Source organism: Pseudomonas sp. GL_139_B (assembly GCF_057834475.1).
Genome location: NZ_CM174403.1, coordinates 5,718,248 through 5,734,322, shown reverse-complemented (window position 1 = coordinate 5,734,322; position 16,075 = coordinate 5,718,248). Strand labels below are relative to the sequence as shown.

Below are 16,075 nucleotides of genomic sequence, written 5' to 3'. Positions count from 1 at the left end.
GGCTCACTCCCACAATTGATCTTCAGTGAGCACTAAATTCTGTGCCGACGAAAATCCACTGTGGGAGTGACGGTGCGACCTGCTCGCGATGGCCGCGCCTCGGTTTATCCGCCAGCCACATTCTGCGGATTCAACCAGCCGCGCACCCGGCGCACCAGTTGTTCCTGCTCAGCCTTGGCATTCCCCGGCAACGCCTTCAGCGACACCTGGCTGAACGACGGCGTCTTCAAACGCTTGCTGGCCTGTAAACGCTCCAGTGCTGCTTTGCGATCCAGCGGTTTATCCACATAGAAGAAATCGGCCGTCGCGAGCTTTAATGTCGGCGTCAGTTCGGCCAACGCGGGCTTTGCCGCACCCGGTGTCTGGGCGGCGACCATCACAAATTTTTGCACTTGCGAGGGTTGCCTCTCACTCAGGTAGCGCGCGGCCCAGTAAGCGCCAGTGCCATGGCCAAGCACGACAATGCTGCGGGCGTTTTGTTGTTCGGCATACGCAACGGCGGCGTCGAGACGTGCGAAGATCCGCTCGGCGTCGGCCTTGACCTGCTCCTCGCTGGTTTCGGCGATGACCTTGTCGGCCACTTCCGCTTCACCGCCGGCGGCCTGCTCGATGGGCACTGCGGTAGTGGAATCTTTGCTGCCGGTATCCGGCGTTTTAGGCGCTGGCGCGACTTCGACGATACGTGGCGCAATGGCGTCGCTTTGCAGGTCTGGCAAGGTGATACTCAGGCTGCTCCACTGGACGTCCGGCAATTGGCGGCGTAATGGCCCAATTGCTTGCGGCCAATCAACAGTTTCGCCAGCGCCGGGGATGATAATCACCGCGCCCTTGGGCTCGGCGGTATTGGCCGGTTTCCACAAGGCCAGAAAATTGTCGGTCCCGGCTTGCAGTTGTTGCTGTTCCTGAGCAGGGATTTTTCGCTCAAGAGCTATGGCTTCTTCCTGACTACGCTCAGGCAATGGCTGGCGTTCGGCCGGTTTTTCTTCTGCGGCAGGCGCCAGGTCGGCGGCTTCGACAGAAAAGGCGCAAGGCAGGATCAGCGACAGACACAATGCTGGCAGTGCCAGGCGGTAGACAGGGGGCATCGGATATTCCAGGCCAGAAGTGTTTCCGGCAGCCTAATGGGTTGGTCAGTGTTTGTCAGTGCGTGAGACTTCGATGATGTTTATTCGCTGCCTGTGGGTTATCGGCTGTTTGTGGTTTCCCTTGATGGGGTGGGCGGCGTCTGCGCCCCCGGTGCATGCCGCGCAATTGTCACCCCAGCAACAACAATGGCTGGCGGTGCATGGCGAACTGCGAGTCGGCGTGGTGTTGCAGGCACCTTATGCACAATACGATCGCCGCTTGCAGCGATTGTCCGGGGTGAACATCGAGTTGATGAAATGGCTGGCCGATGTGCTCAAAGTTGAGCTCAGCTGGCGCAATTTTCCGGATGTCGCGCAGCTGGAAGAAGCCGCACGCGAGGGGGCGATCGACATGGCTGTGGGGTTGACGCAAACGCCAGCCGGTTTGCGCCTATGGCAATTTACCGACCCGTACATGCGAGTTCCGCAACTCGTGGTCAGCGATCAGAAAGGCACTGGTGTCGTGGAACTGGAGAAACTCGACAGCCAGACCCGCGTCGCGGTGCGCATGCCCAGCGCGACCGCCGATTATTTGCGCAGTAACTATCCACATTTGAACCTGCAAGGCGTGCCCATCGAGCGCCAGGCGCTGCAATTGTTGCTGAGTCAGCAGGCCGGTTACGCCGTGGTCGACGAGGCACAGCTGGGCCGCTTGTCCGCCGAGCCTGAGTTCGCCGGGCTGGTCGTGGTGGGTGACATCGGCCTGCCGCAATTGCTGCGCGTGGCCACTCGCCGGGATTGGCCAGAGCTGGCCGGCATTGTCGAAAGTGCGTTGCGGGCGATCCCGGCCAAGGACCTGGAGCAACTGCACAACCAATGGTTGCAGCCTAAATATCCAAGGTTTTCCGAGTCCCCGGGGTTCTGGAAAAACCTTTGCCTGCTGTTCGCCATCCTGCTGCTGAGCAGCATGGCCATCGTGTTTTGGCAGCGGCGCCAACAGCACAGCCTGGAGCAACGCCTGTTGGCCGCGCGCGAAGACATTGCCCTGCGTGAGGCCAGTGAAGAGGCACTGCGCCTGACCCAGTTTTCCATCGATCAGAGCACCGTCGGCATTCTCTGGGTCAACTGGGACAGCCATGTGCGTTACGCCAACCGCGCCGCCGAAACCATGCTGGGATATCCGTCGGGCGGGATTATCGATCGGCCGCTGATCGACTTCGAACCCGGCCTGCACATGGATCGCTGGCTGAATCTTTGGAAACGCGCACGGGCCAGTGAGGAGGGACCGCTAAGTTTTGAAACTAACTGCGTGCGGGCGGACGGCAGCATTTTACCGACGGATGTTTCGTTGAGTTTCCTGCGGTTTCGCGACGGCGAATATCTGGTTGTTTACCTCAACGACGTGACCGAACGCCGTCGCGCGCTGGCCGCGCTGCAGGAAAGCGAAGCGCGGTTGCAGGGGATCGCCGCCAACGTTCCTGGACTGGTCTTCCGCCTGGAGCGTGCGCCGGTGACAGGGCAGATCGACTTTGCCTACATCAGTGAAGGCAGTGAAAGTCTGGTGGGGTACTCACCGACCACCCTGGCCCATCGCGATAAAGGCCTGCGCAGTCTGGTGCACCCGGACGACAAGGCCAGCTATCACCAGACTCAGGACCATGCGCTGGATACTGACAGCGACTGGTCATGGCAAGGACGGATTTTGACCCGTTCGGGCGAACAGCGGTGGGCTGAGATCAAGGCCATCACCCGTCGACTGGAGGACGGGGCTTACGTCTGGGACGGTATCGTCTGGGACATCAGCGAGAGCAAGCGTATTGAGCTGGAGCTCGCCAGCTCCCGCGAACAACTGCGTGAGTTGTCCGCCCACCTGGAGAGTGTGCGCGAAGAGGAAAAAGCGCGCATTGCCAGGGAAGTTCATGACGAATTGGGCCAGATGCTGACCGTGCTCAAACTGGAAACGTCCATGTGCGAATTGGCCTACGCCCAACTCGACCCCGGGCTGAACGAACGCTTGAACAGCATGAAGCGCTTGATCGCTCAGCTGTTCCAACTGGTACGCGACGTGGCTACGGCGTTGCGACCACCGATTCTCGACGCCGGGATCGCGTCTGCCATCGAGTGGCAGGCAAGGCGTTTCGAGGCGCGCACGCAGATTCCGTGTCTGGTGCAGGTGCCGGACAATCTGCCGGTGCTCAGCGATGCGAAGGCGATTGGCCTGTTCCGAATCCTTCAGGAAGCCCTGACCAATGTCATGCGCCATGCCCAGGCGCATACTGTTGAACTGACGTTGGCGCTGGAAGGCGACGAGTTATGTCTGACCGTCAGTGATGATGGCGTAGGATTTGTCGCCGCAACCGGCAGGCCGACATCTTTTGGGGTGGTGGGCATGCGCGAGCGGGTGTTGATTATGGGCGGGCAGCTGTCGCTTGAAAGTGAGCTGGGAGAGGGCACGACGTTGAGTGTGCGGGTGCCGCTGGATGCAGCCTGAAGGTTTTTGAGATGTTTTTACTGGCCCCATCGCGAGCAGGCTCACCCCACATTGGATGTGCGTTGTTCACAAAACCCCTGTGGGAGCGAGCCTGCTCGCGATAGTTCTTGAATCTGGAGAAAAACGTGATCCGTGTACTGGTAGCCGAAGACCACACCATCGTCCGCGAAGGCATCAAGCAGTTGATCGGCCTGGCAAAGGACTTGCTGGTGGTGGGGGAGGCGAGCAATGGCGAGCAGCTGCTTGAAACCTTGCGTCATGTGCCGTGCGAGGTGGTATTGCTCGACATCTCCATGCCGGGTGTGAATGGCCTGGAGGCGATTCCGCGGATTCGTGCGCTGAACAATCCGCCTGCGATCCTGGTGTTGTCGATGCACGACGAAGCACAAATGGCCGCCCGGGCATTGAAAGTCGGCGCTGCGGGTTACGCGACCAAGGACAGTGATCCGGCGCTACTGTTGACCGCGATCCGTAAAGTGGCGGCGGGTGGGCGCTACATCGACCCGGACCTCGCCGACCGCATGGTGTTCGAAGTCGGCTTGACCGATTCCCGGCCGTTGCATTCATTGCTGTCGGAGCGCGAGTTTTCGGTGTTCGAACGTCTGGCCCAGGGCGTCAACGTCAATGACATCGCCCAGCAACTGGCCCTGAGCAATAAAACCATCAGCACCCACAAAGCGCGATTGATGCAGAAGCTCAACATTACTTCTCTGGCGGAATTGGTGAAGTACGCGATGGAACACAAACTCCTCTAAAGGCAGCGTTACCCCTGTAGGAGCCCAGCTTGCTGGCGATGGCGCCCTTAAGATCGCCATCGCCAGTTCAGCTGGGCTCCTACAGGGATCAAGCGTAGCCATATCCATTTGCGACGTGTCTTGGGTCCTCACTTTTTCCAGTTCTTGCGGCTTGCAGCTGACCGCTTGTCGCTGCTGTTATCCATCCCCGCCATCCTTGTAGGGCAATCCCTACCCACAACCTTCCATCCGGCTGAGGCGATTCTCTCCTGCCCCCCGATTTGCGCGGTCGGCAGTGTCCACTAGGCTTAGTCGACAGCAGTCATCAACAACAAAGGTGCGGGTATGAGCCAGGTCGATTCAAACGCAGGGGCCAGCGACATTCTGGTCAGCTTTCGTGGAGTGCAGAAAAGCTACGACGGCGAGAACCTGATCGTCAAAGACCTCAACCTGGACATTCGCAAAGGCGAATTCCTCACCTTGCTCGGGCCGTCCGGCTCCGGCAAGACCACCAGCCTGATGATGCTCGCCGGTTTCGAAACACCGACCGCGGGCGAAATCCTGCTGGCTGGGCGTTCCATCAATAACGTGCCGCCACACAAACGTGACATAGGCATGGTGTTCCAGAACTACGCGTTGTTCCCGCACATGACGGTCGCCGAGAACCTCGCGTTCCCGCTGACCGTGCGCGGCATGAACAAGAGCGACGTCAGCGCCAAGGTCAAACGTGTCCTGAGCATGGTGCAACTCGACGCTTTTGCTCAGCGTTATCCGGCACAACTGTCCGGCGGTCAGCAGCAGCGTGTGGCGTTGGCTCGTGCGCTGGTGTTCGAGCCGCAACTGGTACTGATGGACGAACCGCTTGGCGCACTCGATAAACAACTGCGCGAACACATGCAGATGGAGATCAAACACCTGCATCAACGCCTCGGCGTGACCGTGGTCTACGTGACCCACGACCAGGGTGAAGCCCTGACCATGTCTGACCGGGTGGCGGTATTCCATCAAGGCGAAATTCAGCAAATCGCGCCGCCGCGCACGCTCTACGAAGAGCCGAAAAACACGTTCGTCGCCAACTTCATCGGCGAGAACAACCGCCTCAACGGCCGCTTGCATAGCCAGACCGGTGATCGCTGCATCGTTGAACTGGGTCGCGGCGAAAAAGTTGAAGCGCTGGCGGTCAACGTCGGCAGGGCCGGCGAACCGGTCACACTGTCGATTCGTCCCGAGCGCATCAGCCTCAATGGGGCCAGCGAGTCATGCGTCAACCGCTTCTCAGGGCGGGTGGCGGAATTCATCTATCTGGGCGATCACGTCCGGGTTCGCCTGGAAGTCTGCGGCAAGACCGACTTCTTCGTGAAACAACCGATTGCCGAGCTCGATCCCGCGCTGGCTGTCGGCGACGTGGTACCGCTTGGCTGGCAGGTCGAACACGTTCGCGCGCTCGACCCGCTTTTAGAGGCGAATTGATCGCCCCGGCTTCAACAACACCAACCCTGCACGTGGAGAGAACAATAAATGTTGAGATCCCTGAAACTCACCGCCCTGGTCATGGGCATGATCGGTGCGGCACACGCAATGGCGGCGGGTCCGGACCTGACCGTGGTGTCCTTTGGTGGCGCAAACAAGGCTGCGCAGGTCAAAGCTTTCTACGCGCCGTGGGAAGCGGCAGGCAACGGCAAGATCGTGGCGGGCGAGTACAACGGCGAAATGGCCAAGGTCAAAGCCATGGTCGATACCAAGAGCGTGTCCTGGGACCTGGTAGAAGTAGAATCGCCGGAGCTGTCCCGTGGTTGCGACGAAGACATGTTCGAGCAGCTTGATCCGAAGTTGTTCGGCAAAACCGAAGACTACGTCAAAGGCGCTATCCAGCCGTGCGGCGTGGGCTTCTTCGTGTGGTCCACCGTGTTGGCCTACAACGCCGACAAACTGGCTTCCGCACCAACCAGCTGGGTGGATTTCTGGGACACCAAGAAATTCCCGGGCAAACGTGGCCTGCGTAAAGGCGCCAAGTACACCCTGGAATTCGCTCTGATGGCCGACGGCGTTGCGCCCAAAGACGTCTACAAAGTACTGGCCAGCAAGGATGGTCAGGACCGCGCGTTCAAGAAGCTCGATGAGCTCAAACCAAACATCCAGTGGTGGGAAGCCGGCGCACAGCCGCCGCAGTACCTCGCTTCCGGTGATGTGGTCATGAGCTCGGCCTACAACGGCCGGATCGCAGCCGTGCAAAAAGAAAGCAACCTGAAAGTGGTGTGGAACGGCGGTATCTACGACTTCGACGCATGGGCGATTCCAAAAGGTCTGGATAAAGCACGTGCTGAAGCGGCGAAGAAATTCATCGCCTTCTCGGTGCAGCCACAGCAGCAGAAGACCTACTCGGAAAACATCGCCTACGGCCCGGCCAATATCCTGGCTGTACCGTTGCTGCCCAAGGATGTCCTGAAAGACATGCCGACCACCCCGGAAAACATCGCCAACCAGGTGCAGATCGACGTCAGCTTCTGGGCTGACAACGGCGAGCAACTGGAACAGCGCTTCAATTCCTGGGCTGCAAAATAACTTGCGATTGAACCTGTAGGAGCTGGCTTGCCAGCGATCCGGGCGGCACGGTGTATCAGCCAGACCCCGTTATCGTTCATCGCTGGCAAGCCAGGCTCCTACACGTGATCAGCTGTTATCAAGAACAGAAGTGGCCTTGCCCTCAATGAGTGCCACTTCTGTAACGATCAAAGATTTCCGGAGTACGCCATGGCCACCGCCATTCCCCTGAACGCGGGCACTGACCCCACCTTGAAGCAGCGACTCAAGCACGCCGAGCGGGTCAACCGCTGGAAAGCCCAAGCCTTGATCGCGCCCTTGGTGTTGTTTTTGTTGCTGGTGTTCCTGGTGCCGATCGTGGCGCTGCTCTACAAAAGCGTAGGTAACCCGGAAGTGGTCGGCGGCATGCCGCGCACCGTGTTGGCCATCGCTAGCTGGGACGGCCGAGGCCTGCCCACCGAACCGGTATACAAAGCGGCTAGCGAAGACCTCGCCGAAGCCCGCAAGAATCAGACCCTGGGCGACTTGTCCAAGCGCTTGAACATGGAGCTGGCCGGCTACCGCAGCCTGCTGACCAAAACCGCCCGCGCCTTGCCGTTCGCCACTGAACCGGCCTCCTATAAAGATGCGCTGGAAGGTCTCGACGAGCGCTGGGGCGACCCGGCCTACTGGCAGGCCGTGCGCCGCAACACCAGCAGCATTACGCCTTACTACCTGCTGGCGGCGGTCGATCATCGTATCAATGACCTCGGCGAACTGGCCCCGGCCACACCCGACCAGGCGATCTACCTCGACATCTTCGCCCGGACCTTCTGGATGGGCCTGATCATTACGGCAATCTGCCTGGTACTGGCGTATCCATTGGCCTACCTGCTGGCGAACCTGCCTTCGCGTCAAAGCAACCTGTTGATGATTCTGGTCCTGCTGCCGTTCTGGACCTCAATTCTGGTGCGCGTCGCCGCCTGGATCGTGTTGCTGCAATCGGGCGGCCTGATCAACAGCGGACTGATGGCCATGGGCATCATCGATAAACCGCTGGAGCTGGTGTTCAACCGCACCGGGGTTTACATCTCCATGGTGCACATCCTGCTGCCGTTCATGATTCTGCCAATCTACAGCGTCATGAAAGGCATCTCGCCGACGTACATGCGCGCCGCGATTTCCCTCGGCTGCCACCCGTTCGCCAGTTTCTGGCGTGTGTATTTCCCGCAGACCTATGCCGGTGTCGGCGCCGGTTGCCTGTTGGTGTTCATCCTCGCCATCGGCTACTACATCACCCCGGCGTTGCTGGGCAGTCCGAACGATCAGATGGTCAGCTACTTCGTCGCCTTCTACACCAACACCAGCATCAACTGGGGCATGGCGACTGCACTGGGCGGGTTGTTGTTGCTGGCGACCGTGGTGCTTTATCTGATTTACAGCTGGCTGGTGGGCGCCAGTCGCCTGCGCCTGAGCTAAGGGGAGAACGAAATGCTGAGTCCTTATATGTCGCCCGTTGAGCGGGTGTGGTTCTACAGTTTGCGGATTCTCTGCGGCCTGATTTTGCTGTTCCTGATTTTGCCGGTGTTGGTGATTATTCCGCTGTCGTTCAACTCGGGCAGTTTCCTCGTGTATCCGCTGCAAGGCTTTTCGCTGCACTGGTATCAGGACTTCTTCGCCTCGGCCGAATGGATGCGTTCGCTGAAAAACAGCATCATCGTCGCCCCTGCGGCCACGGTGTTGGCGATGGTCTTCGGGACCCTCGCAGCGATTGGCCTGACGCGCGGCGATTTTCCCGGCAAGGCGTTGGTCATGGCGCTGGTGATTTCGCCGATGGTTGTGCCGGTGGTGATCATTGGTGTAGCGAGTTACCTGTTTTTTGCTCCGTTGGGATTGGGCAACAGCTTTTTCTCGCTGATCGTGGTGCATGCGGTGTTGGGTGTGCCGTTTGTGATCATCACCGTGTCGGCGACATTGCAAGGGTTCAACCAGAATCTGGTGCGCGCCGCCGCAAGTCTCGGTGCCTCGCCGCTGACGGCGTTCCGCCGGGTGACGTTGCCGTTGATTGCGCCGGGCGTGATTTCGGGGGCGCTGTTTGCCTTTGCGACATCGTTCGATGAAGTGGTGGTGACGCTGTTCCTGGCCGGTCCGCAACAAGCGACCTTGCCACGGCAGATGTTCAGCGGGATTCGCGAAAACCTCAGCCCGACGATTGCGGCTGCGGCGACGTTGCTGATTGCTTTCTCGGTGATCCTGCTGCTGACCCTGGAATGGTTGCGCGGTCGCAGCGAAAAACTGCGCACCGCCCAGGTCTAAGGTTGCGCATCGATTAACTGTGGGAGCGGGCTTACTCGCGATGACGGTGTATCCGACAACCGAGATGTTGAGTCTGATGACGCCATCGCGGGCAAGCCCGCTCCCACAGGAGATTTCTAGTGTTTTCGGGATCGTTGATCATTCATTGCCTGAATAGCAGACAACCCCCAATCCCCAGCTACTATTGTGCCCAGCTCCCCTATCTATAAGAGGCTGCGCCCGATGAGTCTTTCCTCTTTCAAAATCGCTCACAAACTGATCACCGGCGCAGGTGCCATCGAGCAGCTCGCCGCAGAACTGACGCGTCTTGATGTCGATAACCCGCTGATCGTTACCGATGCCTCACTGGTCAAATCCGGCACGGTTGAACTGGCGCTGGCTCAGTTGGGTGATCGCACCTACGAGATTTTCGACCGGGTACTGCCAGACCCGGAAATCGCCATCGTCGAAGACTGCATGCGGGTGTATCGCGACGGCGGGCATGACGGCCTGATCGGTCTGGGCGGCGGCAGTGCCATCGATATTGCCAAGAGCGTGGCGGCGTATGCCGGTTACCATGGCGCGCTGGAAGATTTGTTCGGTATCGATCAGGTGCCGCGCAAAGGTCCGCCACTGATCGCGATCCCGACCACCGCCGGCACCGGTTCGGAAGTCACCAATGTGGCGATCCTTTCTGACAAGGTCGCGCAGCTGAAAAAAGGCATCGTCAGCGACTATCTATTACCCGACGTGGCGCTGGTCAGCCCGCAAATGACCCTGACCTGTCCGCGCAGTGTCACCGCTGCCAGCGGCGTCGATGCGCTGGTGCATGCCATTGAATCCTACCTGTCAGTCAACGCCTCGCCGATCACCGACGCCCTGGCCATCGGCGCCATCAAGCTGATCGCCAAGGCGCTGCCCAAGGCCTATGCCAATCCCTCCAACCTGCAAGCCCGCGAAGACATGGCCACCGCCAGCCTGATGGCGGGCATGGCGTTCGGCAATGCCGGGGTCGGCGCGGTACACGCATTGGCGTATCCGCTGGGCGGACGTTTCAACATCGCCCACGGTGTCAGCAACGCCTTGTTACTGCCCTATGTCATGACCTGGAACAAGATGGCCTGCGTCGAGCGCATGCAGGATATTGCCGAGGCCATGGGGGTGAAGACCGCTCATTTGAGCGCCAACGAAGCGGCGGACAAAGCCGTGGAGGCGATGACCGCGCTGTGCGCAGCGGTGGAAATCCCGTTGGGCTTGCGCAGTTTCGGTGTTCCCGAAGACGCCATCCCGGCCATGGCTGTGGAAGCGGCGGGAATCGAGCGTCTGATGCGCAACAATCCTCGCAAATTGAGCGCCGCCGATATCGAGAAGATCTATCGAGCGGCGTACTAGAGCCTGCGGTGACTTATTGATCGAAGGCAGCCCCAATCATCGCGGTCACAGTGCGCGCGCCAAAGTATGAGGTATACAATGCGCGCCATCGTGATTCCGCTCAAAAAGGTGCGTCATGCAGCCCTTCGTTATTGCTCCGTCGATTCTCTCCGCCGACTTCGCCCGCCTGGGTGAAGAAGTGGACAACGTTCTGGCCGCCGGTGCCGACTTCGTGCACTTCGATGTCATGGACAACCACTACGTGCCCAACCTGACCATCGGTCCGATGGTGTGCGCGGCGCTGCGCAAGTACGGCGTGACCGCGCCAATCGACGCGCACCTGATGGTCAGCCCGGTGGACCGCATCGTCGGTGACTTTATCGAAGCCGGCGCGACCTACATCTCCTTCCACCCGGAAGCCTCGCAGCACGTCGACCGTTCCCTGCAACTGATCCGCGAGGGCGGCTGCAAGTCGGGCCTGGTGTTCAATCCGGCGACCCCGCTGAGCGTGCTCGAATACGTGATGGACAAGGTCGACATGATCTTGCTGATGAGCGTCAACCCGGGCTTTGGCGGACAGAAGTTCATCCCCGGCACCCTCGACAAACTGCGCCAGGCGCGGGCGTTGATCGATGCCTCCGGGCGTGACATTCGCCTGGAAATCGACGGCGGGGTGAACGTGAACAACATTCGTGAAATCGCTGCGGCGGGCGCGGATACCTTCGTGGCGGGCTCGGCGATTTTCAATGCGCCGAACTATCAGGAAGTGATCGAGACGATGCGCGCCGAACTGGCACTGGCTCGCCCATGAGTGGTTTTGAGCAGTTGTTCCCGGGGCGTCTGCCGCGGCTGGTGATGTTCGATCTGGATGGCACGCTGATCGATTCGGTCCCGGACCTCGCAGCGGCTGTGGACCACATGCTGCTCAAACTGGGCCGCAAACCTGCCGGCATCGAGTCGGTGCGTGAATGGGTTGGTAACGGCGCGCCGATATTGGTGCGTCGTGCGCTGGCGGGTGGCATCGAGCATTCGACGGTAGATGACGTCGAGGCTGAACATGCGCTGGAGATTTTCATGCAGGCCTATGGCGCGAGCCATGAGCTGACCGTGGTTTACCCTGGTGTGCGTGACACCCTCAAGTGGCTGAACAAACAAGGCGTGGAGATGGCGCTGATCACCAACAAGCCGGAGCGTTTCGTCGCGCCGCTGCTGGATCAGATGAAAATCGGCCGCTACTTCAAATGGATCATCGGCGGCGATACCTTGCCGCAGAAGAAACCCGACCCGGCCGCACTGTTTTTCGTGATGAAAATGGCCAACATCCCGGCCTCGCAATCCTTGTTCGTCGGCGATTCGCGCAGCGATGTGCTCGCGGCGAAAGCGGCGGGGGTCAAGTGTGTGGCGCTCAGTTACGGCTACAACCATGGCCGGCCGATTGCCGAAGAGTCGCCGGCGCTGGTGATCGACGATCTGCGCAAGCTAATTCCCGGTTGCCTGGATCCGGCCGCTGAGATAACGTTGCCCGACGCTGTTCAACCCCCTGCTGGAAACGCCATCGTGGTGGTCACTCGCAAACTCTGGATGAAAGTCATCAAGGCCCTGGCCCGCTGGCGTTGGCGCGCCTGACTTGTTCCTGGCCGGCGTACCGGCGCGTTTGCATACCTGACCGTTAGACCCTCAAGCCACGAGGCTACCCCATGATCCGCGAAGAATTCCTGCGTTTGGCCGCTGCCGGCTACAACCGCATCCCGCTTGCCTGCGAAACCCTGGCTGACTTCGACACGCCGCTGTCGATCTACCTGAAACTGGCCGACGAGCCGAACTCCTACCTGCTCGAATCGGTTCAGGGCGGGGAAAAGTGGGGCCGTTATTCAATCATTGGTCTGCCGTGCCGCACCGTGCTGCGGGTGCATGACTATCACGTCAGCATCACCGTCGATGGCGTCGAGACCGAAAGCCACGACGTTGAAGACCCGCTGGCCTTCGTCGAAACTTTCAAGGCCCGTTACAACGTGCCGACCATTGCCGGTCTGCCGCGCTTCAACGGCGGTCTGGTGGGTTACTTCGGTTATGACTGCGTGCGGTATGTGGAGAAGCGCTTGGGCAAATGCCCGAACCCGGATCCACTAGGCGTGCCGGACATTCTGCTGATGGTTTCCGACGCGGTGGTGGTGTTCGACAACCTCGCCGGCAAAATGCACGCGATTGTGTTGGCCGACCCGACCCAGGCCGGTGCTTTCGAGCAAGGTCTGGAACGTCTGGAAGCGTTGCTGGAGAAACTCCGCCAGCCGATAACGCCGCGCCGTGGCCTGGATTTCAGCAAGCAGCAGTCGGCTGATCCGGTGTTCCGTTCGAGTTTCACCCAGGACGATTACGAAAAAGCCGTCGACACTATCAAGGAATACATCCTGGCCGGTGACTGCATGCAGGTCGTACCGTCCCAGCGCATGTCGATCGACTTCAAGGCTGCACCGATCGATCTGTACCGGGCGCTACGCTGCTTCAACCCGACGCCTTATATGTACTTCTTCAACTTCGGCGACTTCCATGTCGTCGGCAGTTCGCCGGAAGTGCTGGTGCGGGTCGAAGACAACCTGATCACCGTGCGCCCGATTGCCGGTACCCGTCCACGCGGGGCCAACGAAGAGGCTGACCTGGCGCTGGAAAAAGACCTGCTGTCCGATGACAAGGAGATCGCCGAGCACTTGATGCTGATCGACCTGGGCCGTAACGACACCGGTCGGGTCTCGGAAATCGGCTCGGTGAAACTTACCGAGAAGATGGTCATCGAGCGTTATTCCAACGTGATGCACATCGTGTCCAACGTCACCGGGCAGTTGAAGGCCGGGCTGACGGCCATGGACGCGTTGCGGGCGATCCTGCCGGCGGGCACGTTGTCAGGTGCGCCGAAGATTCGCGCGATGGAAATCATCGATGAGCTGGAGCCGGTGAAACGTGGCGTCTACGGCGGTGCGGTCGGTTACTTTGCCTGGAACGGCAACATGGACACCGCGATTGCGATCCGTACCGCGGTGATCAAGAACGGCGAACTGCATGTGCAGGCCGGTGGCGGCATTGTCGCCGACTCGGTGCCGGCGCTGGAATGGGAAGAAACCCTGAACAAACGCCGCGCAATGTTCCGCGCCGTGGCACTGGCCGAACAAACCCCGGATACCTGAGTTCACACAATATCCCCTGTAGGAGCGAGCTTGCTCGCGAAGGCGGTGTGTCGTTCAGCATTGATGTTGACTGACAGGGCCTCTTCGCGAGCAAGCTCGCTCCTACATGGATTTTGCTCATTTCAAAAAAACGCGGCACCTGTGAGGGCGCCGCGTTTTTTGTTGCCCGCGATTTAGAAGTCCAACGCAACCCCTACGTTAATCCCTTGCTGAGTAAAGTCGTCATCCTTGCGAATGTTGTAGCTGGCACGCAGGGCCAGTTCCTTCGTGAGGTTGTGGCTCACACCCAGGTTCACCCGGTTCAGATTGGTTTGCGGGGTGTAGCCTTCCAGCGTGAACTGATTGTTTGGCAGGCTGTTGAGGCTGATGGTTACGTCCTGGGCATCGTCGTTGTACTCACGTTCGTGAGCCACTTCGCCGAATACCTGGGTTTGTGGGGTGATCTGGTATTTGCCCTGCAAGCCGACGCCCAGACGTCGGGAAATACTGTCCTGATCGGCAAAGGTCAGCGCGGTGGAATCATTGGCTTGCTCCGAGTAACCATCGACTTTTACCTTGGAGAAATCGGCGCTGACAAATGGCGAAAGGTGCCAAGGGCTGCTGGCTTGCTGTGCGATGTCATAACCGATGCGGGCGCTAAAGGCTTCGACGTAGCCACTGGTATCGCCTTTTTCGCTGCGTTCGTTGACGCCCAGCTGGAATTTACGCTTGAGGCTGTCGTAATCCAGATGCCCGGCCGTCAACGCCATGTCAGCCCATACGCGGTTTTGTTGGTACTGGGCGAATGCGGTGCCCAAGTAAGTGTTGAGTTTGTAGTCGGAGTCGTTAGTCCCGGCTTCGAGTTTCTGGTTATAGAAACCGGCCGCCAAGCCCACGCGCCAGGCATCGTCGAGGCGATAGCTGCCACCGATGTTCAGGTTGTAACCATTACCGTCGGCACTCACGACGCTGTCCTGGCCATCAAAGTCCTGATGCTGGCCACCGCCGGCAACAATGGCGCGCCATTGGCCAACGCCTTGCCAGTTTTCCCAATCGGCCATCCATTGGTTACGCAGTTCATCCTGATGCGCGCGCAGGGTGCCTTGGGCCATTTGCGGCAGAAGTGTCAGCTCCCACGGCGCCGACAACAGTGAATACGCATAATCGGCAATCAGGCGCTGCCCGGTTTCGGTCGGGTGTACAGCGTCGTTGTAAATCAGCTTGGTCGGGTCAGGTGTGGCGCTGTTGATGCCGTATCGGGCGTTCTGGGTGCAACCGTTGCCGCTGAAACAGGTGGCGGTCAGGTTCTGGTCGGTCGCCAGGCCGAACTGCGCCGGATTGGCGAACGTTTCCCGTAACAGGAGCGGAATGTTCAACGGAATCACTTCGGCGTTGACGTTCTGCAGTCGGCTCACCAATTCAGTGTTGAACTGGGCGCTGAGCTGAGAGGTGAACGCTTGAAGCGGGCTGCCATTGACGGCGGGAGTGAGGCCAATGTCGGGCAGCAGCCAGACCACGATGTATTTGGCACCGGCAGTTTGCAGCGCCTGCACGCTGTCGGCCAGTCGGTCGGCAGCGGCACTGGCCTGAGGCAGGCTGGTGACGCGGCCCTGCAGGAAGTCGTTACCGCCACCCGACAGGTAATACAGCGCGTTCGGATCGGCACGGAAGTTGTTCGAAGGCAGGTAACCCGCTCGGGTACGCTCGCCGGTGTCGGAAATGCTGGTGATCGAATCGAGAATCTGATCGGTGCGATAACCGCCGACGGCCCAGTTGTTGCCATCGGGCTGGCCATTGCTGGCGCGCACCGCCGAAGACGATGAAGCGGTCTGGTCTGCGGTGAAGCCCAGTTTGCCACCCACTATCTGCGTGGAGTTGAGCGAGCGGATTTCGCCACTGCCATCCAGGTAAACCGGCCCCGTCCGGTTGGTGAAGCGTTCCGTCGCCCCGGCAGGGCCACCGGTGTCGGCAAAGGTCCCGGCGTCATTGAGGCTGTCGCCGAAGACGACGAAATTAGTGTAAGGATTAGGCGCGGCATTCGCCTGGGCGCAGGCCATTGCGAGCAAGCATCCTGCGAGCGGTACAAACAACGTCTGTCTGATCATGAGCAAGTCCATTTATTTATTGTTGTAGTGAACGAAACGACAGTACCAAAAACTTCCAGCCTTTTGCCATCTGTCGCGAAGCCTTTGATAGTTTCGCGAGCAGTGGCCCCGGCCATATTGCACGCTCTGCCCGGCTAAGTTACTGTGCCCGGACGTATGAAAGAGACCTTCTCCGTGTTGATCATCAGTAAACTCCTGGATCAAGTCATCAAGGCACACGCCCGCTGGCGTTGGCGCGCCTGAATTCTTTTTGCCGGCCCCGCCGGACTTGTACCCGCTTTGCCTTCTTTACCTGTTTGAAATGCCGCTTTGCTGGCGCTACTCCAGCACCTGACAA

At 59.6% G+C, this 16,075-nt stretch carries 12 protein-coding genes; 10 read left to right on the top strand and 2 right to left on the bottom strand.

Annotated features, from left to right (window positions below; all coding sequences use genetic code 11):
* Positions 1 to 104 precede the first annotated feature (104 nt).
* Positions 105 to 1,085, bottom strand: a complete 981-nt coding sequence (locus tag AC3ISI_RS26315) for an alpha/beta hydrolase family protein (protein WP_489334433.1) — start codon at positions 1,083 to 1,085, stop codon at positions 105 to 107.
* Between the two features lie 73 nt (positions 1,086 to 1,158).
* Here AC3ISI_RS26315 and AC3ISI_RS26310 point away from each other — a divergent pair, with 73 nt between their 5' ends.
* From AC3ISI_RS26310 to trpE, 10 genes are all read left to right on the top strand, one after another.
* Positions 1,159 to 3,555: a PAS domain-containing sensor histidine kinase gene (locus AC3ISI_RS26310; protein WP_489334432.1), complete on the top strand. Its 2,397-nt coding sequence runs from the start codon at positions 1,159 to 1,161 to the stop codon at positions 3,553 to 3,555.
* Between the two features lie 125 nt (positions 3,556 to 3,680).
* Entirely contained in the window at positions 3,681 to 4,310 is a 630-nt protein-coding gene (locus tag AC3ISI_RS26305; RefSeq protein WP_046030067.1) for a response regulator, read from the top strand.
* A gap of 324 nt (positions 4,311 to 4,634) precedes the next feature.
* Positions 4,635 to 5,759, top strand: a complete 1,125-nt coding sequence (locus AC3ISI_RS26300) for an ABC transporter ATP-binding protein (RefSeq protein ID WP_489334431.1) — start codon at positions 4,635 to 4,637, stop codon at positions 5,757 to 5,759.
* 48 nt (positions 5,760 to 5,807) lie between these two features.
* Positions 5,808 to 6,851 (top strand): ABC transporter substrate-binding protein, encoded by a 1,044-nt coding sequence (locus tag AC3ISI_RS26295; protein ID WP_489334430.1) that lies wholly within the window; start codon positions 5,808 to 5,810, stop codon positions 6,849 to 6,851.
* 189 nt (positions 6,852 to 7,040) lie between these two features.
* Positions 7,041 to 8,288: an ABC transporter permease gene (locus AC3ISI_RS26290; protein WP_489334429.1), complete on the top strand. Its 1,248-nt coding sequence runs from the start codon at positions 7,041 to 7,043 to the stop codon at positions 8,286 to 8,288.
* Between the two features lie 12 nt (positions 8,289 to 8,300).
* Positions 8,301 to 9,125 (top strand): ABC transporter permease, encoded by an 825-nt coding sequence (locus AC3ISI_RS26285; RefSeq protein WP_489334428.1) that lies wholly within the window; start codon positions 8,301 to 8,303, stop codon positions 9,123 to 9,125.
* Positions 9,126 to 9,347: 222 nt separating this feature from the next.
* On the top strand, positions 9,348 to 10,496 hold the full coding sequence (locus AC3ISI_RS26280; RefSeq protein ID WP_489334427.1) for an iron-containing alcohol dehydrogenase: 1,149 nt from the start codon (positions 9,348 to 9,350) through the stop codon (positions 10,494 to 10,496).
* Between the two features lie 115 nt (positions 10,497 to 10,611).
* A complete protein-coding gene (rpe, locus tag AC3ISI_RS26275) occupies positions 10,612 to 11,286 on the top strand; it encodes a ribulose-phosphate 3-epimerase (RefSeq protein ID WP_489334426.1) in 675 nt (224 codons plus the stop codon).
* Positions 11,283 to 12,101: a phosphoglycolate phosphatase gene (locus tag AC3ISI_RS26270; RefSeq protein WP_489334425.1), complete on the top strand. Its 819-nt coding sequence runs from the start codon at positions 11,283 to 11,285 to the stop codon at positions 12,099 to 12,101. The genes rpe and AC3ISI_RS26270 overlap by 4 nt, the downstream gene beginning before the upstream one ends.
* Before the next feature lie 71 nt (positions 12,102 to 12,172).
* Positions 12,173 to 13,654, top strand: coding sequence for an anthranilate synthase component I (trpE, locus tag AC3ISI_RS26265; RefSeq protein WP_489334424.1), 1,482 nt, complete (start codon positions 12,173 to 12,175; stop codon positions 13,652 to 13,654).
* A 173-nt stretch (positions 13,655 to 13,827) separates the two neighbouring features.
* Here trpE and estP read toward each other — a convergent pair whose 3' ends face one another.
* Complete coding sequence (estP, locus tag AC3ISI_RS26260; RefSeq protein ID WP_489334423.1) at positions 13,828 to 15,738, bottom strand: esterase EstP; 1,911 nt, start codon at positions 15,736 to 15,738, stop codon at positions 13,828 to 13,830.
* Between the last annotated feature and the right edge of the window lie 337 nt (positions 15,739 to 16,075).